General features: G+C 63.3%; 18 protein-coding genes. 4 read left to right on the top strand and 14 right to left on the bottom strand.

Annotation, left to right across the window (positions count from 1 at the left end):
- Window positions 1–159: 159 nt before the first annotated feature.
- The 7 genes from nosZ to kaiC form a co-directional block, all read right to left on the bottom strand.
- On the bottom strand, window positions 160–2472 hold the full coding sequence (nosZ, locus tag BDD21_RS04680) for a Sec-dependent nitrous-oxide reductase (RefSeq protein ID WP_120796149.1): 2313 nt from the start codon (window positions 2470–2472) through the stop codon (window positions 160–162).
- 220 nt (window positions 2473–2692) lie between these two features.
- Window positions 2693–3556, bottom strand: coding sequence for a sirohydrochlorin chelatase (locus BDD21_RS04675; RefSeq protein WP_120796148.1), 864 nt, complete (start codon window positions 3554–3556; stop codon window positions 2693–2695).
- Window positions 3557–3755: 199 nt separating this feature from the next.
- Window positions 3756–4400 carry a response regulator transcription factor gene (locus BDD21_RS04670; RefSeq protein ID WP_120796147.1) on the bottom strand — a complete coding sequence of 215 codons (645 nt, stop codon included), beginning with the start codon at window positions 4398–4400 and terminating at the stop codon, window positions 3756–3758.
- 155 nt (window positions 4401–4555) lie between these two features.
- The gene (locus BDD21_RS04665; protein WP_120799754.1) at window positions 4556–6652 is read right to left on the bottom strand and encodes a hybrid sensor histidine kinase/response regulator; all 2097 of its coding nucleotides are present in this window, start codon (window positions 6650–6652) and stop codon (window positions 4556–4558) included.
- 53 nt (window positions 6653–6705) lie between these two features.
- A complete protein-coding gene (locus BDD21_RS04660) occupies window positions 6706–7095 on the bottom strand; it encodes a circadian clock KaiB family protein (RefSeq protein WP_245969405.1) in 390 nt (129 codons plus the stop codon).
- A gap of 31 nt (window positions 7096–7126) precedes the next feature.
- Entirely contained in the window at window positions 7127–7444 is a 318-nt protein-coding gene (locus BDD21_RS04655; protein WP_120796146.1) for a circadian clock KaiB family protein, read from the bottom strand.
- Window positions 7445–7461: 17 nt separating this feature from the next.
- Window positions 7462–9171, bottom strand: a complete 1710-nt coding sequence (gene kaiC, locus BDD21_RS04650; RefSeq protein ID WP_120796145.1) for a circadian clock protein KaiC — start codon at window positions 9169–9171, stop codon at window positions 7462–7464.
- Window positions 9172–9780: 609 nt separating this feature from the next.
- On the opposite strand from kaiC, the gene pufB (BDD21_RS04645) reads away from it, so the two are divergent.
- The 4 genes from pufB (BDD21_RS04645) (at window position 9781) to pufA (BDD21_RS04630) (ending at window position 10578) form a co-directional block, all read left to right on the top strand.
- On the top strand, window positions 9781–9924 hold the full coding sequence (gene pufB / locus BDD21_RS04645) for a light-harvesting antenna LH1, beta subunit (RefSeq protein WP_120796144.1): 144 nt from the start codon (window positions 9781–9783) through the stop codon (window positions 9922–9924).
- Between the two features lie 20 nt (window positions 9925–9944).
- Complete coding sequence (gene pufA / locus BDD21_RS04640) at window positions 9945–10163, top strand: light-harvesting antenna LH1, alpha subunit (protein WP_120796143.1); 219 nt, start codon at window positions 9945–9947, stop codon at window positions 10161–10163.
- Window positions 10164–10252: 89 nt separating this feature from the next.
- Window positions 10253–10393 carry a light-harvesting antenna LH1, beta subunit gene (gene pufB, locus BDD21_RS04635; protein WP_120796142.1) on the top strand — a complete coding sequence of 47 codons (141 nt, stop codon included), beginning with the start codon at window positions 10253–10255 and terminating at the stop codon, window positions 10391–10393.
- A gap of 29 nt (window positions 10394–10422) precedes the next feature.
- Window positions 10423–10578: a light-harvesting antenna LH1, alpha subunit gene (pufA, locus tag BDD21_RS04630; protein WP_120796141.1), complete on the top strand. Its 156-nt coding sequence runs from the start codon at window positions 10423–10425 to the stop codon at window positions 10576–10578.
- A 555-nt stretch (window positions 10579–11133) separates the two neighbouring features.
- On the opposite strand, the gene BDD21_RS04625 is transcribed toward pufA (BDD21_RS04630), so the two are convergent.
- From BDD21_RS04625 to BDD21_RS04595, 7 genes are all read right to left on the bottom strand, one after another.
- The gene (locus BDD21_RS04625; protein ID WP_120796140.1) at window positions 11134–11886 is read right to left on the bottom strand and encodes an anaerobic ribonucleoside-triphosphate reductase activating protein; all 753 of its coding nucleotides are present in this window, start codon (window positions 11884–11886) and stop codon (window positions 11134–11136) included.
- A gap of 39 nt (window positions 11887–11925) precedes the next feature.
- Complete coding sequence (nrdD, locus tag BDD21_RS29010; RefSeq protein ID WP_120796139.1) at window positions 11926–12117, bottom strand: anaerobic ribonucleoside-triphosphate reductase; 192 nt, start codon at window positions 12115–12117, stop codon at window positions 11926–11928.
- Window positions 12118–12170: 53 nt separating this feature from the next.
- A complete protein-coding gene (locus BDD21_RS29005; RefSeq protein WP_120796138.1) occupies window positions 12171–15158 on the bottom strand; it encodes a ribonucleoside triphosphate reductase in 2988 nt (995 codons plus the stop codon).
- Between the two features lie 316 nt (window positions 15159–15474).
- Entirely contained in the window at window positions 15475–16008 is a 534-nt protein-coding gene (locus BDD21_RS04610; protein ID WP_120796137.1) for a DUF302 domain-containing protein, read from the bottom strand.
- A 166-nt stretch (window positions 16009–16174) separates the two neighbouring features.
- Complete coding sequence (locus BDD21_RS04605; RefSeq protein WP_120796136.1) at window positions 16175–17203, bottom strand: YeeE/YedE family protein; 1029 nt, start codon at window positions 17201–17203, stop codon at window positions 16175–16177.
- A gap of 203 nt (window positions 17204–17406) precedes the next feature.
- Window positions 17407–17730 (bottom strand): thiosulfate oxidation carrier complex protein SoxZ, encoded by a 324-nt coding sequence (gene soxZ / locus BDD21_RS04600; RefSeq protein WP_120796135.1) that lies wholly within the window; start codon window positions 17728–17730, stop codon window positions 17407–17409.
- 37 nt (window positions 17731–17767) lie between these two features.
- Complete coding sequence (locus tag BDD21_RS04595) at window positions 17768–18232, bottom strand: thiosulfate oxidation carrier protein SoxY (protein WP_120796134.1); 465 nt, start codon at window positions 18230–18232, stop codon at window positions 17768–17770.
- Window positions 18233–18306: the final 74 nt, after the last annotated feature.

Here is an 18306-nt window from a genome sequence, read left to right as displayed (position 1 = left end):
TCCGGCTAAACCGCGTTCAGTGCGGTATGCGTCGTTTGTTGGATTGGCTTGGCCGCGCCGGTTCCGACGACCGCCGGAGCCGGCGCGGTTTAATAGCCGATTGCGAATGTCGAGAGGCTGTCGTTGACCGGGATCGGGATCCCGCTCAACGAGGCGACTTCACTGGTTGACCGTCGCACCCTCCTCGTCGAGGAGGTTCTTCGCACGCAGGCCCAGATCGGCGGCCTTCACCTGATACTGCCACCACTGATTGGCCCAGAGCATGGCGTTCTGCCAATCCGCCTTGGCTGCAGCCTCCTCTGATTTCTTCTTGGACTCCTGCGCAAATCCGAGCTGATCGGTGGCGTCCTCCACGAGTGCGACCGCGATCGGGAAGTCCTGGAAGTTGCGGGCCGTGATATAGGCGACCACCTGATCGATCACGGCCTGGGTCTCGAGGTTGGTCTTGACTTGGGTGTCGTAGTCGGATTGCGAATAGAGGGTCCCCTCGACCATCGCCACCGTCGTTGCCTGATAGCCCTTGGGGCGGACCAGCAGGTATCCCTGCATCTCCAGGTGCAGCGCGGAGCAGAACTCCGTGCAGTAGTAGGGGAAGACGCCTTCCTGATCGGCGACGAAGCTGAAGGAGGCGGTCTTGCCGGGTTCGATCGAGAGGTTGACGTTCTGTCCGTAGAGCGCGAAACCATGCACCTGGTCCTGGGCGCGTTCGAGATTGGTAAAATGCAGATGGACCTGGTCTCCGACCTCCGCCTCGATGATCTCGGGCGTGATGTGCGAGCGGATCACGGTACCCATCACACGGGTCGTGCAATGGCCGTCGGCATCGCAGGTGCGCTCGGTCGTCTCGCGGCCGGCACGGGTCCGATTCGGATGCAGTTCATCGGTCCGACTGTTCCAGCCTGATTTGTAGCGCACCGCCGGCTGCAGCTTCTCGGCACGGATCGCCGCGGCATAGTGCGGCTCGCCCAGCGGCAAGGGCATGTCGTAGAGGAGCTGCATCTTCTCGCCGCTGATGTCGATCAACTGATGGTTCTGCGGATGCAGCGGGCCGACGGGCTGATGACGATCGATCGCGAGCTTGTTCAAGGCCACCAGATACCGACCTTGCGGGTTGACCGTATCGCCCTCCATGGTCATCAGGTGGCCGATGTTGTAATGGATGGACAGCTTGTCGAGGACCTTGCCCTCGCAGTAGTCGTACTTGGCCACCTGCGAATCCACATAGAGCGAGGTATAGGCAACGCAGGGTTTGGAGTCGAATTGCGTGTGCAAGGGACCCAGCCCGAGGTTGACCTGGGTATGGAGCGCGGCCTGCATCGGGATGATCGGCACGCCATAGGGGTCGGTTCCCTCGAAATTGCCGTCCTCGATCGCCTTCTTGATCTTCTCGAAGCTGAAGACGGAGACATGGCTGTCGAGCTTGCCCGAGACGATGATGAACTTGCCGTCCGGGGTGACATCGACGCCGTGTGGACTTTTGGGCTCGGGCACCAGGTAGAGCAGGCCCTCGGCGATCGCCTGCTCCATGGGGATGAAGAACATTCCCTTCTCTTTCGTGACCTTGCCGGCCTTGATGAGCTCCTCGGCCTTCTTCCAGTTGGTCACATGCAGATAATCGGTATCCTTGGAGGAGCAACCGGCCTCGAAAGGCGGACGCCCGCGCTCGATCCCGCCGACATAGCGCTCGGTACAGAATGAATTGGTGAAGCCCCAGCCATAGCTGTCCTTCTTGCCGGCGTCGGAGAGATCCTGGCTGTAGGGTCCGAGCTCCAGCGTGAAGGAGCCTTCTGGATCAATGCGGCCTTTCTCCTTGTTGAAGCTCCAGTAGGTCAGGCCGCCGCGGTACTTCTCGTTGAACTCCTCCAAGGGCACGTAGCCGTCTTCGAGCAAGGGTGCTGCGTATTGCGCGGCCTCCATCACATACTCGGTGTTGGGCGTGACGAAGGCGCCGCCGTGCGATGACTTGAAGAAGGGATTGACGACGATCTGCTTGGTCTCGAAGTCGTGCAGATCGATCACTGCGATGCGCGGGTTGGCCTTGTCGTTGATGAAGAGATATTTGGCGTCGTAGTCGCCGTCGGTCTCCGAGAGGGCCGGGTGGTGGGTGTCGCCGTAGACGATGTCCTTGTCGCGGGTGCGCCCTTGGGCGAGGACCGCCTTGGACTCGTCGTCGAAGCCGTAGCCCTGCCAGGGCTCGGGTGTGAAGACACCGATGTATTTGAGCAGGCGCATCGAGGGGATGCCGTAGACGATGACCTGCCCGGATTGGCCGCCGGAGCTGAAGACGACGAACTCGTCGCGTCCGCCGGTCGGAACATAGGTCTTGGCTGCGGCCAGGAGATCCTTTTCGGTGAGGCCGCGACGGTCCATCACCTCCTTTAGGTTCTCGCTGGACCACGCGGCTGCCGTGGCCCCGAGGCCGATAACGACTCCCGTGGCGAGGGTCGTCAAACGTTGCGCTCTTTTAATCATGTGTCCTCCTCCGGCGCCATTGAACGAGATCTCGAACCGGTCACTCGACAGGTTCAAGCTAGCAAAAGGCATCGGGGAAGAACTTGATCTATGTTAAACCGCGCCCGGCGCGGTATGCGTCATTTTTTGGAATGGCGTGGCCGCGCCAGCTCCGACGACTGTCGGAGCTGGCGCGGTTTAAAGAATAAAAGGGTTCAAATCCCGCCGGTGGTGTGTGATTTCACGCACTTTCGGTCTTGACGACGGATGCCGCATCCATCTCCGCGGCCCGCGTTTCGAGGATGTCGAGCAGCCGGGGATGACCGCCGACCAGTGCGGAGGGGTGGACACGAAAGCCCGGATGGTCGCGTTCCACCGACGCGCAGATCTCGGTGATATCGCCGCCCGGGCCGGCATGGCGTCCGGGCGAGAGAAACAACATGCAGAGGATGACCGGGGTCGAGACGTCCTCCGCGGCGAGCGCGCGCAGACGATCTTCCAGCAGCTCCCCGTTGAAGTCGTACTCCGCACCGGAGCGTCGTTCCATGACCGCCTCGCCGAGCTCGACGCGAGGACCGGGCACCTCGGCGAGTTTTGCCGTCAGCCGCCGAGCGAGCCAACGCCGCACCTCGGTCACGGCGGGGATCGGCGAGCCGTGGTCGACCAGCAGGACCCGATGCGGCGCGATGCGCTGCTCGGAGGCTGCGCCGTGAATCCGATCCAAAAGGATCTCGACCAGCTCGGGTTCGCCCTCCGGCAGAGGGCAGAGCGCTCGCGCGATCCGAACATCGAAAGGGCCGAAATCGCCTTGCAGGGTCGCGATGCGCTCCGGGACATAATCGCTGATGGCCCGGCTCGGGCCGAAGAAGAGCGGGAGGATCACGAAACGCCGAATGTTCTCGCTTAGGCGACGACGCAGAAAAGGCTCGAAGGTGTCGGCGGCGTGTCCGTGCAGCTCGTTCGGGGCGATGCGGTCCGAGTGCAGCAGGGAAACGGGGTGAACGGTCTCGCCGAGACGCTCGGCGAGACCGCTCGCGATCCGTCTCAGGCTCAGCGTGGCATCGGCTCTCTTGGAGCCGTTGTCGATCAGTAGGATGTCGCGCACGTTATCCTCGTGTCCGATGGGATCCGAATCCCGTTAGGCCAGAGGTGGGGTAGTTGAGGCGTCCACGCAATTGCGCGGGCGCGCGCAGCGTCGGCGCCGACGACCGCATCCTTGCCGCCAAGGATGCCGAGATCTGCGCTGCGCCGTTTCGGAGCGACTCGCGAAGACCGATAAGGGCCGAGCGCGCCCGAGGCCGGGGTTAGGGCGCGCGCGTCGGTTCCTTCGGAAGGCGATCTTGAATGGTCACGCGTGCGAGTGTCAGATCGGCAAGGTTCTTGGCCTGCATCTTCTTCATGAGGCTCGCGCGGTGAAACTCCGCGGTCCGCACGCTGATGCCGAGCGCATCGGCGATCATCCGATTCGTTTGCCCTGCGGTGAGTGCTTGAAAGACCTGCTGCTCGCGCGGCGTCAATGCGCGATAGCGCTGCAGCGTCGCATCCACGTCGGCGTCCGGTCCGAGCCCAGTGCCGGCCTTGTGCAGGGTGTTCTGTACCAGCTCCAGGAACGCTTGAGCGTTCAATGGCTTGGTGATGAAGTCCACAGCGCCGAGCTTCATGGCGCGCACCGCCATCGGGATATCCCCGTAGCCCGTGATGACGATCGTCGGGATCTCGATCCCCGCATCGCGCATGCGTTCCAGCAATGTCATTCCGCTGATGCCGGGCATCCGCACGTCTGCGAGCAGACAGGCGGGTCCGGGCCGCGCGAGCACGCCGGATTGCAGAAGCGCTTCGGCATCGGCGAATGCCCTCGAGCGGATCGCTACCGACTCCAGCAGCGTGCACACCGCATCGCGCAACGCGGGATCGTCGTCGACGATGTAGGCGATCGGCTCATTGCTCATGGATATCCTCGGGTCGGACACCTCCGTCGTCGATTTCGGGTGGGCTCGGATTGCGAAGCGGCCTTCGCCTCGATAGTGAGCCGTCGGATGAACGCGATCGTCAAGGTCGTGATTGATTGGTTGAAGCACGACGCGGACGCGTGTCGGTTCCGCGATTATACCGGGTCTGAAGCCGGCAGTGCCTCGCCTTTGCTGCGTTCCCCGGGCCGCTCGAAATCACCCCCCGTGCTCGGGTTGTCGATCGCCGGGCTCGCGCTGCTGCGAAGCGCCTCGCGAAGGCGTTCCATGATGGTGCATGCAAGCCTGATCTGCTGGTCGATTCCGCTCAGTGCGTCGCGTAAGCGAGCCGAATCCGCGCCCGATGCTGCGGCGAGGGCTCGCGCCGCCAAGGCATAGCACCCGGCGGAACTCAACGGCTGGGCCAGGTCGTGGAGAAGGGGCGCGGCGCGCGCCTCGATCGTTGCTGGATCCGGGTACAGAGGATGCGCTGGCCGGTCGCGATCGCGCAGATCACGCAAGACGGCATCGAGTCCGTCGAAGGAGATCGGCTTCACCAAGTGCCGATCGAAACCGGCATCGAGCGAGCGTTGTCGATCCGCCTGCTCGCCCAATCCCGTCATCGCGATCAACGCGATTCGGCGATACTCGGGGCGGGCGCGGATCCGGCGGGCCACCTCCAGCCCGTTCATGCCGGGCATGCCGATGTCGAGGATGACGGCGTCTACGGGGTGCTGCTCCAAGGCCGCCAAGGCCGAGGGTCCGTCGTAGCTGACGTGAATCTCGGCGCCTTTGAGCTCGAGCAGCATCGCCAGACTCTTCGCGGCGTCCCGGTTGTCGTCGACGACAAGGATGCGGTAGGTCTCGGCCGCCGGTGCCGAAGCGGCGACGAGGCGATGCTCGTCCGGTGCAGCCGCACCCTCTCGGGCGAGCAAGGGCAGAAACACCCTCAACTCGCTACCCTGGCCGGGTCCGGCGCTGCGTGCCTCGACGCGACCGCCGTGCAGCTCGACGAGCTTCTGCACCAGCGACAGACCGATCCCCAGGCCGCTCCGGCCAATCGACGGTGTCGGGTGGCCTCGGGAGAACATGTCGAAGACTCGGGGCAGAAGCTCGGCAGGGATGCCGACCCCGGTATCCTGCACCGAAACCAAAACACCGCCGTCGACCGCTCTTGCCTCAACCCGGATGTCCTGCCCGGCATCCGAGTATTTCGTGGCGTTGTTCAATAGGTTGCCGAAGATCTGCGACAGGCGGGTCGGATCCCCCTCCAGCCAGAGCGGCTCTGCCGGAAGGTTGATGACGAGACCTTGGCCGGCGGCGTCGATCAGCGGCCTGACGGTCTCCACGGCGCTGTCGATGACGCTTGCCAGCGCGACCGGCTCCTTGCGCAGCTCGATCTTGCCATGGGTGATGCGCGATACCTCGAGGAGGTCGTCGACCAGTCGCTCGAGATGGGCGAGTTGACGCGCCATCATCGTCCGAGCTTCCTCGGCGGCCGGGGCCGAGACATGTCTCGAGCAGAGGATTTCGAGGGCGTTGCGGATCGGCGCAAGCGGGTTGCGCAGCTCGTGGGACAGGACCGCGAGAAAGGCGTCCTTGCGACGATCGCTCTCGCGCAGCTCACGGGCCGCCTGTGCCGCCTGCTCGCGCGCGGCCAAGGCTTGGGCCATCAGGTCGAGTGCCTCGGCGCGCGACGCGCTGAGGGCCTGCTGCTGCTCCTCGAGCTGGGTGACGAGCGCGCGATCGGCCTCCAGGCGGCTGAGATCGGTGCCGACCAGGCAGATGATCGCACCCGCCGGGCGGTCGAGCCGGCTCGCCCAAAGATGCATGGGGACGGCCGCGCCGTCCGCGGCAAGAAAGACCACGCGATCATCGGCGATGCCCTGTCCGGATGCCTCCAAGAGGTGTCGCAAGCGCTCGCTGTCGTGCGGGGCGGCAAGCTCGAGGATCGGGTGGCCCAGGAGGTGGCTGCGTCCGCGTTTCAGCAGCGCGCTCGCCCGGTCGTTGGCGTAGAGCAGGAGTCCATCCGGGGAGATCGCCAGGCCCGCCTCGTTCATGGTCTCGACCATGAGTCGGTGGAGGTTTTCGGTCTCCATGAGGGAGAACACCCGGTCGCCCTGACTGCCGCTTACGATGACGGCATCGACCTCGCCCTCGCGAATGGCACGCAAGGCGTCTTCAGCCTCTTCGAGGCGGGCTTGCAGCTCGAGGTTTTCCGCCGTGAGCCGGTCGATAACCGCGTTCGGGGTCATCTCGCAAACCTCGGTCCGATGGGGCGGCATTCGATCACGACCAGGGTCGGGTTTCAGTCCGCCTTGTCCCTGGGCCGCAGATCAAGGCCCACCAGCACGCGATGCTCGTCGGCCATATCGCCGATCAGGCGGCGCAGCGGCAGTGGAAGCTTCTTGATCAGGGTCGGGGCGGCCACGATCTGCTCGCTCTTGGCTAAGCTCGGGTGCTCGTAGATATCGATGACCTCCAGATCGTAGCGGCCGCGCAGATGTTTCTCGCAGACGTCTTTGACCGAGCGGATCGCTGCAACGGAGCGTGGCGTGAGGCTCGCGACGTACAGCGTCAGAACGTGCCCGCCGCTTGCCTTCGGCTGCGCTGCGGCATCGACACGCGGCAAGTCCGGTTGGGTGGACATCGCGCCTGCGGAATCGAGCCCGCAGGCCGGGAGACGTGTTGCGGTCATGGCGATCCTCTGCTCGACGGGTTGAGGTCCTTTACCGGGGGCGCAGGTCGAGGCCGACCAACACCCGCTCCGTATTTGAAAGGTCGCCGATGATCTTGCGCACCGGCTCGGGGAGCTTGCGCACCAGGGTCGGCACGGCGACGATCTGGTCGCCGCGGGCGAGTCGCGGGTTTTCGAGCAGATCGACGATCTCGATGTCGTAACGTCCGGCCAGATGGGTCTCGCACAGGGCCTTGAGGTTTTCGAAGGCCCGAAGCGAGCGCGGGCTCTGACCGGCGACGTAGAGGCGCAAGCACCAGCCTTCCGCTTCCTGTTCCGGATCATACAGGGTTGTTTCGGTCTGATTCATCGTCGATTGCCTCTGCGTCAGTCAGCGCCCCTGGCGTGAAACACCGCGGCCTCATCGTGCGCGGCATTCGCGACACGTTGGGCCTCTTCGGTCTTCGCAATCGCTGCATCTACATCGATCCCGACGAGCTGTGCCTCCAGCGACTGAATTCGGGCCATGAGATTTCGGCGCTGCAGCTCCCTGGCACGTTGCTCACGCTCATGTGCCTGCCGAACCGCGAGGTGGTCGGCCTGATCACGGGTTTCCTGCGCGATTCGCGCCCCTCCGGTGAGGACCTCGCCGGCCCGGGTGTAGACATCGGACAGATGGAGTCCCTCGTTGTCCAGCACGAGCTCTCGGACCTGATTGGAGTGGGCCATGCCGCGGCTTTTCAGGACATAGAGGAGTCGGTTGCGCTCGCCGAAGGATTGCACCATCTGCAGCATCAGCCAGGTGTCGATCAGTGAGCTCACGCCCTCGTCGGTCCGTTCCGAATGTGTGGATTCGGACCCCTGCGTCAAGCTGGTGAAGAGCGCGGTGATCCCGGCACCTTTCAGGAAGTCGATGATCCGGGTGAGCATCGTCTTGACCTCCGCGGTGTCGCCGACCGCGGCGAAGTTCGTGATCGGGTCAAGGATCACTGCAGCGGGACGGATTGACTCGACCAGCCTGTGCAGGCTGACCAGATGATTCTCGAGTCCGTAAAGGGTCGGACGGACGGCGTGACAGACCAACAGCCCCCGGTCGATGTGCGGCTGCAGGTCGAATCCGATCGAGGCCATGTTGCGCAGGATCTGGTCGGGTGACTCCTCCGAGGACCAAAAGAGACAGCGTTCCCCCCGCCTGCAGATGCCGTCGGCAAACGCTGTCGCGATGCTGCTCTTGCCCGCACCCGAGGCGCCGGAGAGCAGGACACTGCTGCCTTTGAAATAGCCCCCGCCGCCGAGCATGGTGTCCAGTCTCGGGATCCCGGTGGACACGTACTCGCGAGAGACCCGGTGGCTCAGACTCACCGAGCTGATCGGCAGGACACTGAAACCCTCTTGATCGATCAGCGTCGGGTATTCGTTGGTCCCGTGGCGGGAGCCGCGATACTTCACGATGCGTAGGCGGCGGGTGGCGACCTGGTTGGTCATGCGGTGGTCCAGGAAGATGACGCAGTCGCTGACGTATTCCTCCAAGCCATGTCGTGTGAGGGTCTTCTCGCCTTGCTCGCCAGTGATCACCGCCGTGACGCCCTGATCCTTGAGCCAGCGGAACAGACGCCGCAGCTCGGCACGCACGATCGCCTCGTTGGCCAGGGCGGCGAACAGTGCGTCGATTCCGTCCAACGCCACGCGCCTTGCCCCGACCTCGGCGATCGCGCTGCCGAGGCGCACGAACAGGCCATCCAGATCGTACTCACCCGTTTCTTCGATCTCGCCGCGCTCGATCCGCACGCTGTCGAGCAGGATGCGATTCTGTTCCACCAGCGTGCCGAGTGCGAAGCCGAGTGACTCCACGTTGACGATCAATTCGTCCTCGCTTTCCTCGAAGGCCATGAACACGCCCGGCTCGTCGAACTCGCGCGCTCCCCGCACGAGAAACTCCATCGCCAGGAGGGTCTTTCCGCAACCTGCTGCGCCGCCGATCAGGGTCGGTCGCCCGCGAGGCAAGCCTCCGCCGGTGATCTCGTCGAGACCACGAATGCCGGTCCGGCATTTTGCGAGTCCGGTCTGTCCGGTCACGTTTGCGAATTCAGTCTGCATGGATGTCGTCTGCTCCAACGCACGCGTCTTGCTCCTCGGGACCGCAGTCGCCGCGCCGGTTCGGCGTGGGCCGCGCCAATGCCCATCGTCGGTGAGCCGTCATAGAGCACACCGGCGACTGTCTTTCATCTTAAACCGCGTCCAGAGGGAAATGCGCCATTTTCACGTTGTGCTTGGCTCCGGGGATACCCTCGATCTCGGCGAGACGCGGTTAAAGATTAAATATTTTTCAGCATTTTAAGTCGCGCCAGATCCGGCGGCTGTCGGGGTTGGCCTGGCCAATCCATTCCAACACATGATGCATATCGAACCGGGCGCGGTTTGAGCCTGTTCGCGATCCGACGGTCGCCCGACGCCGGCTCATGAAAGAGATCCTAAAAAAAGATGTAAGACGAGCTTGACAAGTCTCTGTGTCAAGCTAAGATGACACGTAAGATTACTAGGGACAACGCGAAAGATAGCTTGCTAGGCACTGTATTATAGCTTGCTAGTCCTAGGTGATCCTGCCCCGAATGACAGGGCAACGGGTTCTCGCGACGATGAGCGCCGCGAGAGAGCAGCCGCCGAACCCACGAGGTCCGGCACTATCCACAGGTTGGAGGCCGATCCATGGCTGAACAGGCAAGCCTTTCCGGTTTAACCGAGCAACAGGCGAAAGAGTTTCACGAGCAGTTCAAGATCACCTATAGCGCGTTCGTCGGCATTGCGGTACTCGTGCATTTGTTCGTGCTCGCGGCCAATCCTTGGTTTTAGGGTCTTAAGAGGAGACATCCATGAACGTATTCGACTACAAGCCGCTTGAGAAGGACTATCGGATTTGGCTGGTGTTGAATCCGGCGGTGTGGTTGATGCCCATCCTGTTCGCGGTCCTGGCAGTGGCGTTGGTTGTCCATGCCTACGCTTGGTCGCTCGGCATCGGCTTCAGTCCAGTCGAGGCGGTTGCCGAAGCACCCGCGGCAGTCGAGGCAGCACCGGCCGCGGTCGCTGAATAATCGAGATCTCGGTAGCGCCTCTGACCGAACGGGTCACCGGCGATCCAGGATAAACGGGTTTTTTCAATCATTCCTGTTGGAGATAAACGATGGCTGAGCAATCCTTGTCGGGTTTGACCGAGCAGCAAGCGAAGGAATTTCACGAGCAGTGGAAAATCACCTATACGGCATTTGTCGGTATCGCCGCGGTGGTGCATCTGTTCGTCCTCGCAGCCAATCCTTGGTTCTAATCCGTTTTTGACACGAAAAGGTGATTGTGATGAGTGAAGTCAACAAACCCAAAAACCCGGAAGACGATTGGAAGGTCTGGTTGGTCGTTAATCCTGCGGTTTGGTTGATGCCGATCCTGTTCGCTGTCCTGATCGTTGCGCTGGTCGTGCACAGCTATGTGATCTCTCTGGGATATGGCTTCTAGCCAAGCGGTTTGACGAGAGGGACGGCGTTTCGTCTCCTCTCGTCCTGCTGACCGGAAGTACCCTACCGAGGATTGCAGCGGACGGCGGATTCTCAAGGTTGAGTGAACCACGTCCGGATGCTCTTGATGGCATTTAACCTACTGTAAGATATGCTGTATCCTGGGTTTTGGCGGGGCAGGGATGCCCCCTCGGATGGCGCTGACGGTGTTCGGCTGCCTATATCGAAATTGCGTCCCGGGCGCATCTGTACGTCCTCCTAATCGATCCCTGATTCTGACTCTCTCCTTTTTCTTGAGCAATGCCGCTTGCTGTTTTGCGGTGTTGTCATCGACGGTAGCGATTTCGTTCGGACAATACCAGCCGAGCGGATTGGAGTGAGGGCAGTCTCCTCACTCCTGTTTTATTCCCCGCGTACATGGAGTCGCTGCCGTTCCGAACGATGCGGCGCGCTGTGTCCCGGGATCTTGCGTCTGCATCATGGGGTCGCTGACGGGTCGGAACGGCGCGGTGACGCGATCCTGAGCACCGAGGGCGCGCAGTTCTCCCCCGACGCGTCAGTGACCACGCAAGAGGAATCGGTCGAAGGATGCGGGATCGATGGCGGCCGCGAGCTGCGCGAGCGGGATTCTCGGCGGCGCAAGGCGAGGATCCAGGGCGTGCCGAGTGTCGCAGGCTTGAACGGCATATCGCCGCACGCCCTTCTGAGCGAGCGCGGCGGCAAGCGCCGCGAGATCGCGCGCGGTCCAGTCCGGCATGGCCGTTGTTCGGACCTCCAGCGTAACGCCGGACGCTTGGATCAACGCCAAACTCTCCCAGGCTGCATCCCCTGATCGGGGGACACCCGTGATCGCGGGATAGTCTTCAGGCAGCGCCTTGATGTCGAGAGCGACCCAGTCCAGAAGGTGTAACAGCCGTGCCAAGCGTTCCGGCGCGGGGCCGGCGGTGTGCAAGCCGACCTTGAACCCGAGCCCCCGGACCTCGGTCATGGCTGCGGCCAGTGCGGATTGGAGGGTCGGCTCGCCGCCGCTGAAGACGACGGCGTCGAGCAGCCCGCGGCGACGCTCGAGGAATGCGTGAACCTCCGGCCAGGCGATGATCGGGGCCGCGCTCGGATCGATCAGGGCGCTGTTGTGGCAGTAGCCACAGCGCCAAGGACAACCTTGACAGAAGACGACCGCGGCGAGTTCGCCGGGGTAGTCGATCGTTGTCAACGGGACGAAGCCGCCGATACGCAAGCGCTTCGCCTCCGCCGAGACAGCAGCGCTCGGCCCATCGGCGTCGCTCGGGCAGGGCGTTTGTCGAGACATGGGAACAGCGCAGCGATCGGCTCGATGCGGCGCGAAGACCTAGGCGGCGGCGCGGCGCTCGTCACGGATTGCGGATCCGTTGGGTGCCTCGGTGAAGTAGCAGCGCTCGGCGTGCTCCGCACGCTTGCCTGCGTTGAAGGCCGAAACCGGGCGGTGATAGCCCATGACGCGCGTCCAGACCTCGCAACGGGTGCGCTCTTCGGTCTTCAGCTCGATGGTTTGGTGGGTCAAGGTCGTGCTCCTGATTTCAGTTGATGATGTTGTTTGTCGGGTGACGCAATCGCTCATCCGACCGACGCGAGTGTCGCGTCGAGCGCCGCGGTCTTGCGTGCGATCAGCTCGCGGTCGCAGACCGGGCAGAACTCGTGCTCGCCCGCGATGTAGCCGTGTTTGGGGCAGATCGAGAACACCGGCGTCACCGTGATGTAGGGCTGACGGAAGTTTTCCAGTGCCCGCCGGACCAACCGCTTGCAGGCGTCGGTCGTCGAGATCTGCTCGTTCATGTAGAGGTGCAGCACCGTGCCGCCCGTGTACTTGGTCTGCAGCGCCTCCTGCATGGCGAGCGCCTCGAAGGGGTCGTCCGTATAGCCCACCGGCAGCTGCGAGCTGTTGGTGTAATAGGGCGTCTCGGACGTGCCGGCCTGGAGGATGTCCGGGAAGCGCTTCTTGTCCTCGCGTGCGAAGCGATAGGTCGTGCCCTCCGCGGGCGTGGCCTCCAGGTTGTACATGCTGCCGGTCGATTCCTGAAACTCGACCATCCGAGCGCGGACATGATCCAGGATCCGGCAGGCCATGGCGTGGCCCCATGCCGTCGTGATGTCATCGGAGTCATTGGTGAAGTTGCGGATCAGTTCGTTGATCCCGTTCACGCCGATGGTCGAGAAATGGTTGCGCAGCGTGCCTAGATACCGCTTGGTATAAGGGAAGAGCCCGGCATCCATGTGGCGCTGGATGACCTTGCGCTTGATCTCGAGACTGTTGCGCGAGAGGTCCAAGAGCCTGTCGAGCCGTGCCAGCAGTCCGGCCTCGTCGCCCCGATGGGTGAAGCCCAACCGCGCACAGTTGATGGTCACGACGCCGAGCGAGCCGGTCTGCTCGGCCGAGCCGAAGAGCCCGTTGCCGCGCTTCAGAAGCTCGCGCAGGTCCAGCTGCAGCCGGCAGCACATGGACCGTACCATGTTCGGCGTCAGCTCGGAGTTCAGGAAATTCTGGAAGTAAGGCAGGCCGTACTTCGCCGTCATCTCGAACAGATGCTCCGCGTTCTCGCTGTCCCACGGGAAGTCGGAGGTGATGTTGTAGGTCGGGATCGGGAAGGTGAAGATCCGGCCCTTGGCGTCGCCCTCGGTCATCACCTCGATATAGGCCCGATTGATCAGGTCCATCTCGGTCTGGAGATCGCCGTAGGTAAAAGGTTGCTCCACGCCCGCGATCACCGGCACCTGCTCGCGCAGATCCTCGGGGCAGACCCAGTCGAAGGTCAGATTCGTAAAGGGCGTGTTGCCGGTGACAAAGGTCTTGCCGCGACGGCGTGCGACAAAGGTGCCGTTGCGTGTGGTCGGGCACCAGACCAGACCCTTGTAAGGCTTGCGCTCGATGAGCTGGATGTAGGTGTCGCGGTTGCGGATGATGTTGAGCACGTGCACGCCGGAGTCCTTGCGCGTGTAGACCGTGCTGCCGTAGCCGGCCAATGCGCACAACTCCTGCAGGGCATCGAGATTCTCTCTGTCATTGGTGTAGATCCGGACGCGTCCGCTCTCCTCGACGCTGCCGTCGCCCTTCACGTAGGTGTCGAGGAAGAGTCGGATCTGCCGGACCGACAGGGTGCGGATGAATCCGGGGACACACTTGCGCTCGAGATACCCGAGCACGAAGTCGCTCGCGTCCCGGTTCAGGCGATAGCGGCAGACGGGGAAATTGGCGTAGGTCCCGGTGTGCTCGTAGCGATGCCAGCTCAGATCGAGCTCGTGCAGCAGCCATTCGATTTCGGCGGCGTTTTCCGGATTTCCCGTCGACTGATAGAGAGCAACCCGGCGGCGACCGTTGCTGAAGTCGAAATTGCCCTCGGCGACCACCCAGGCCATCAGCATGACCAGCTTATCGTCGACCTCGAGCGTCGAGGTGGTCTCCCAGGCATTGGGTATGATCACCGGGGACTTCAGCTGCGCGACGGTCTCGATGTCTTCCAGTACCCAGCGGTCATCGCTGTTGAAGACCTTGCGCAGGATCTTGTGCCGTGGCGTGACCCATTGCTCCTGCGTGCGGTTGCGCAGCACGTACATGTCGCCGTCGAAGTCGTAGGCGGTGATCGCCAGCGGTTCCAGATATTCGAGCTGATTAGTGCGCCAGTCGAGTGTGGCGATCTTCTCGCCCAGGGCGATTTGGTCGTGTCGCTTCCAGCCGTTCTCGGTCAGACACTCGGTCTCGTCGTCGACACACTGGCAACCCCAACGCGAGGGCACATTCAGGTTGTAGATCAGCTCCTGGATCGCCTGTTTGACATGAGGGTAATCCAGCCCGTCGACGCGCACGAAAGGCGCCATGTAGGTATCGAAGCTCGAAAACGCCTGTGCACCGGCCCACTCGTTCTGAAGCGTGCCGAGAAAGTTGACGATCTGCCCGATCGCCGAGGACATGTGCTTGGGTGGACCCGCCTCGACCTTGCCCGGGACCCCGTTCAGCCCCTCGTTGAGCAGGGTGCGCAGCGACCAACCGGCGCAGTAGCCGGAGAGCATGTCCAGATCGTGGATATGGATGTCGCCGTCGCGATGGGCCTGGCCGATCTCGGGCGGGTAGACGTGGCTCAGCCAGTAGTTGGCGATCATCTTGCCCGAGGTGTTGAGGATCAGGCCGCCGAGGGAGTAACCCTGGTTGGCATTGGCCGCGACCCGCCAGTCCGAGCGGTCGAGATATTCGTTGATGGAGCCGCCGACATCGACCAGCGTGCGATGCTCGTCGCGCAGCTTCTTATGCTGCTCGCGATAGACGATGTAGCTGCGGGCGGTCTCGAAGTGGTTGGCGCTGATCAGCGTCTGCTCGACGACATCCTGGATGCCTTCGATGTCGGGCAGGCGCTCGGCCCCGTAACGATGTGCCAGCACCTTGACCACCTGCGCGGTCAGCAGACTCGCCTCGGGCGTACCGAACTCGCCGCTCGCCTGTCCGGCGCGACGGATCGCAGACTCGATCTTGGCCGCATCGAAACGCACCTCGACACCGTCGCGCTTGCGGACCCGCAAGGGCAGGGTCGACAGGGTGTTCTGCTGGTGTCCCATGGAGGCGTCTCTTGTCCGTTGCCACTATATCTTGTGGTGCGGACTATAACGCCAACTAGATGCTGTGTTGGAGAGTTTGATGGGAAGTTGATCGGGGTCAACCCGGATGCATTCTCCGGTTGCGCTCCGGGAGACTCCGGCCGCGCACTTGCGCCGGGCTTGCTCGGTACCGGCTCCGGCACCGCCGGTGATGCCTGACGGGCGCCGCGCCGGTCCTGGCGTTGATGACCGCCTAAACCGCGCCAGCTCCGACAGTCGTCGGAGCTGGCGCGGCCAAGCCATGCCAACAAACGACGCATACTGCACCGGGCGCGGTTTAGGGCTTATAGAAGTCCGCGACGCGGACAAGGACCTCCCTCAACTCCTCCGCTGCCGCTTGGGCCTCATCGACCTGCGCGATGCCGAGTGCTTTTGCCTCGCTGACGGGGTCGGCGAACCCGACGACGATGCGGGCCGGTTTTGCCTCGTAATCCCCGCCCGGCCCCGTTGCGACGTGCTCGCGGAACACGGTGAAGCGGCAGGGAATGATCAGGCTGATGAAAGGGTCTTTACGCACGGCCTGTTTCAGATACTGTGACTGGCAGGCCTGGATGATGGTGTTGTCGGTCCAGACCCCGAGTTTGCGCAAACCGAGACCGACATCCTGGACATTCACCACATCCCAGTTCTGGGCCAGGATCTCGGTCTGCACCCGATCGACCACTTCGCTGTATTGCAGCGTGGCAGGCAGATAGATGACGTAGGATTCACCGTGGCGCTGGACATCGTCGGCCAGGGCCGCGGTGGACAGCAGGGTGGCGAGCATCAGGCTCAGCGATCCCTTCAGGGAAGTTCTCAAGCTCGTCTTCATGTGTCGTTTTCTCCCGTGGTGGTGGGCGCTGCCGCCCCGATCCAGAGGCGGTCTGCGCCGGTATTCTGTTGCAGCTCGTGACGCGGCGTCGGGCCCGCCGCTCCGTTTCGTCGCCCGAAGCTCATTCCCTCGAGGTGCCCATCTCCTGCCGGACGAGGGCCGTTGCTCAGGCCGCGGTTCGGCTGACCCAGTGCATCCCGAGCGTCATCCCGCCGACGATCCCCGTGACTGCCAACAGAGAGGACACCGATAGGGTGGCCGCGCCCGTCAACCCCTGGCCGATGTTGCATCCTCCGGCCAGGAGGGCTCCGAATCCCATGAGCGCGCCGCCCGACAGATAAGCGGAGACGCGTTCGCTCGCCGGCGCCACCCAGCGAAACTCACCGGCAACCAGCGCCGCGAGACCTGCGCCGATCAGGGTGCCCGGCACCAGGAGCAGGGCGAAGGCGCTCCCCGTGTGCTGACCCATCGCGAGCCAGGTGGCGGTTCGTGCCAAGGGCGCCGCCAAGGTGATCGACGCCGGCGGCTGGGGATCGAACTCATCGACGCCCGGCACACCGGTCACCCACCAGCCGGCGACCACCAAGAGCCCGATCAGCAGGCCCGCGACGATGCTGCCGGGATGATCCCGCCACCGGCCGAAGGCCAAGATTGCGTAAAGGCAGGCCAGACCGACCGCGAACGGTGCCACCCAGATCGGCCAATGCAGGATGACGGAAAGAGAGGCGTCGCCCGCACCGATCGGCAGTGCGCGAGCCATCACCCAGGCTTGCACCGGACCTAGGGCGCCGAACATGGTGGCCATGGCGACCAAGGCGAACGTCAGCAGTGTCAGCAGGGCGCCGAGATTTCCCTCGGCGGTGCGCACGAGGGTGCGGGACGCGCAGCCTCCCGCAAGCATCGCCCCGAAGCCGAAGATCAGGCCGCCGCCGAGCGCGCCGAGCCAATTGAAGGCGGGGCGGCGATAACCGGAATCCGCGATGGCCACCAAGTGCCACCACTCGAGTGCGAATGTCCCGAGTACAGCCACCCCGAGTGCGGCGAGATAGGCATGCGCTTGGCGATAGTCGCGCATGATCACGAAGTTGCTCAGGGCAGACACCACGCAGAAGCGCGATCGCTGGGCCACGACACCGAAGGCGAAGCCGATCGCCAGTCCGCCGCCGGCCAGCCAAGGGTTGATCTGATCCCACATGGCGAGCGCCCTCTTAAACCGCGCCACACGCGGTCTGCGATGTTTTTGGATGGGATCGGCCCCGGCAGACGTGACGACCGCTGGAGCCGGCGCGGTTTAAGAGATTAAAAAAGATATGATTTTAAGCCGCGTCCCCGCTAAGTGCCGTGGATGCGCCAAACGTCGAACTCACTCGAAAATCTGCATCTCGCTCTGGACGCGGTTTAGGTGACGACGACCTCCATGGCGTCCTCGACCCCGCGTTCATCGCTCCACCTGCAGCGCACGCGGTCCCCCGGGCGCGCCTCGGGGAGGCGAATCGCCAGGTATGGATTCCGGGCCATGCCCCAGCTCCACTGAGCCCGTAACAGGGTTTCCCCGTTGAGATCGCAGACCAACTCGCGGATGAAGTGGCGAGGAACCTTGAGTCCCGTCGTCGGATCGGTTCGATTGCCTGTCTCCATCGGATGGGACAAGAGGAGTTTGACCTCGGCGGCGCCGTCCTTCATCCGAGCCGCCATTTTGTGCTCTGCCTGCTGTCGCGCCATCGCATCACCTCGACTGGATTCGCAGCCTCGTGATGAATCAACCACAGCCCCCGGCGGCAACCTGGATGTGCCGCCTGGCGCTGAAGTGTTTGCCGTCGGCCGTGACCACGGCGATGAGGTCTCCGGAGTTCGCCATCTTGACCCGCGTGTCGAGCTGACCACCCAGTTGCGGAGCCAGCTCGAAGCGACCGACGGCCGGTGTCGGGTTACTCACGGAGAACAAGGTCAGTAGGAGCGGGCCGGCCAAGTCCGTGCGGATCGCGATCGGGACGCTGGCCCCGTTCTCCGCAATCGCATTTGCCTGGAGTTGAACATGGTCGCTCGGCTCGACCGGTTCCCCTCCGAACAGGATGGCCATCGCATCCTCGAGGCGCGTGGCGTAGAAGCCATCCGCCGGCCAGTCCGAGGCCAACACCGTCACCGGCCAGAGCAACCCGGCCTGTGCCGCAATGGCAAGGGAACCGGTTGCAAGACCCGCGCTCAGCAAGCATCGTCGTCTCATGACGTCGTCCTCGCGATTCGAAGCCGTGACCCTACCGATCGTCTTTTCCTTAGATTGTTGTCGGCGATTCGCCA

Origin of the sequence: Thiocapsa rosea (assembly GCF_003634315.1) — a bacterium.
In the GTDB taxonomy this organism is placed as follows: domain Bacteria; phylum Pseudomonadota; class Gammaproteobacteria; order Chromatiales; family Chromatiaceae; genus Thiocapsa; species Thiocapsa rosea.
Note: the sequence above shows the minus strand (reverse complement) of the source record. Positions and strands in the feature narration are given on the sequence as shown.

What these genes read in the sequence shown, in the direction of transcription:
- nosZ (WP_120796149.1), bottom strand. Translation starts at nt 2,472, where the DNA reads ATGATTAAAAGAGCGCAACGTTTGACGACCCTCGCCACGGGAGTCGTT.
- BDD21_RS04670 (WP_120796147.1), bottom strand. Translation starts at nt 4,400, where the DNA reads ATGAGCAATGAGCCGATCGCCTACATCGTCGACGACGATCCCGCGTTG.
- BDD21_RS04665 (WP_120799754.1), bottom strand. Translation starts at nt 6,652, where the DNA reads ATGACCCCGAACGCGGTTATCGACCGGCTCACGGCGGAAAACCTCGAG.
- BDD21_RS04660 (WP_245969405.1), bottom strand. Translation starts at nt 7,095, where the DNA reads ATGACCGCAACACGTCTCCCGGCCTGCGGGCTCGATTCCGCAGGCGCG.
- BDD21_RS04655 (WP_120796146.1), bottom strand. Translation starts at nt 7,444, where the DNA reads ATGAATCAGACCGAAACAACCCTGTATGATCCGGAACAGGAAGCGGAA.
- kaiC (WP_120796145.1), bottom strand. Translation starts at nt 9,171, where the DNA reads ATGCAGACTGAATTCGCAAACGTGACCGGACAGACCGGACTCGCAAAA.
- pufB (WP_120796144.1), top strand. Translation starts at nt 9,781, where the DNA reads ATGGCTGAACAGGCAAGCCTTTCCGGTTTAACCGAGCAACAGGCGAAA.
- pufA (WP_120796143.1), top strand. Translation starts at nt 9,945, where the DNA reads ATGAACGTATTCGACTACAAGCCGCTTGAGAAGGACTATCGGATTTGG.
- pufB (WP_120796142.1), top strand. Translation starts at nt 10,253, where the DNA reads ATGGCTGAGCAATCCTTGTCGGGTTTGACCGAGCAGCAAGCGAAGGAA.
- pufA (WP_120796141.1), top strand. Translation starts at nt 10,423, where the DNA reads ATGAGTGAAGTCAACAAACCCAAAAACCCGGAAGACGATTGGAAGGTC.
- BDD21_RS04625 (WP_120796140.1), bottom strand. Translation starts at nt 11,886, where the DNA reads ATGTCTCGACAAACGCCCTGCCCGAGCGACGCCGATGGGCCGAGCGCT.
- BDD21_RS29005 (WP_120796138.1), bottom strand. Translation starts at nt 15,158, where the DNA reads ATGGGACACCAGCAGAACACCCTGTCGACCCTGCCCTTGCGGGTCCGC.
- BDD21_RS04610 (WP_120796137.1), bottom strand. Translation starts at nt 16,008, where the DNA reads ATGAAGACGAGCTTGAGAACTTCCCTGAAGGGATCGCTGAGCCTGATG.
- BDD21_RS04605 (WP_120796136.1), bottom strand. Translation starts at nt 17,203, where the DNA reads ATGTGGGATCAGATCAACCCTTGGCTGGCCGGCGGCGGACTGGCGATC.
- soxZ (WP_120796135.1), bottom strand. Translation starts at nt 17,730, where the DNA reads ATGGCGCGACAGCAGGCAGAGCACAAAATGGCGGCTCGGATGAAGGAC.
- BDD21_RS04595 (WP_120796134.1), bottom strand. Translation starts at nt 18,232, where the DNA reads ATGAGACGACGATGCTTGCTGAGCGCGGGTCTTGCAACCGGTTCCCTT.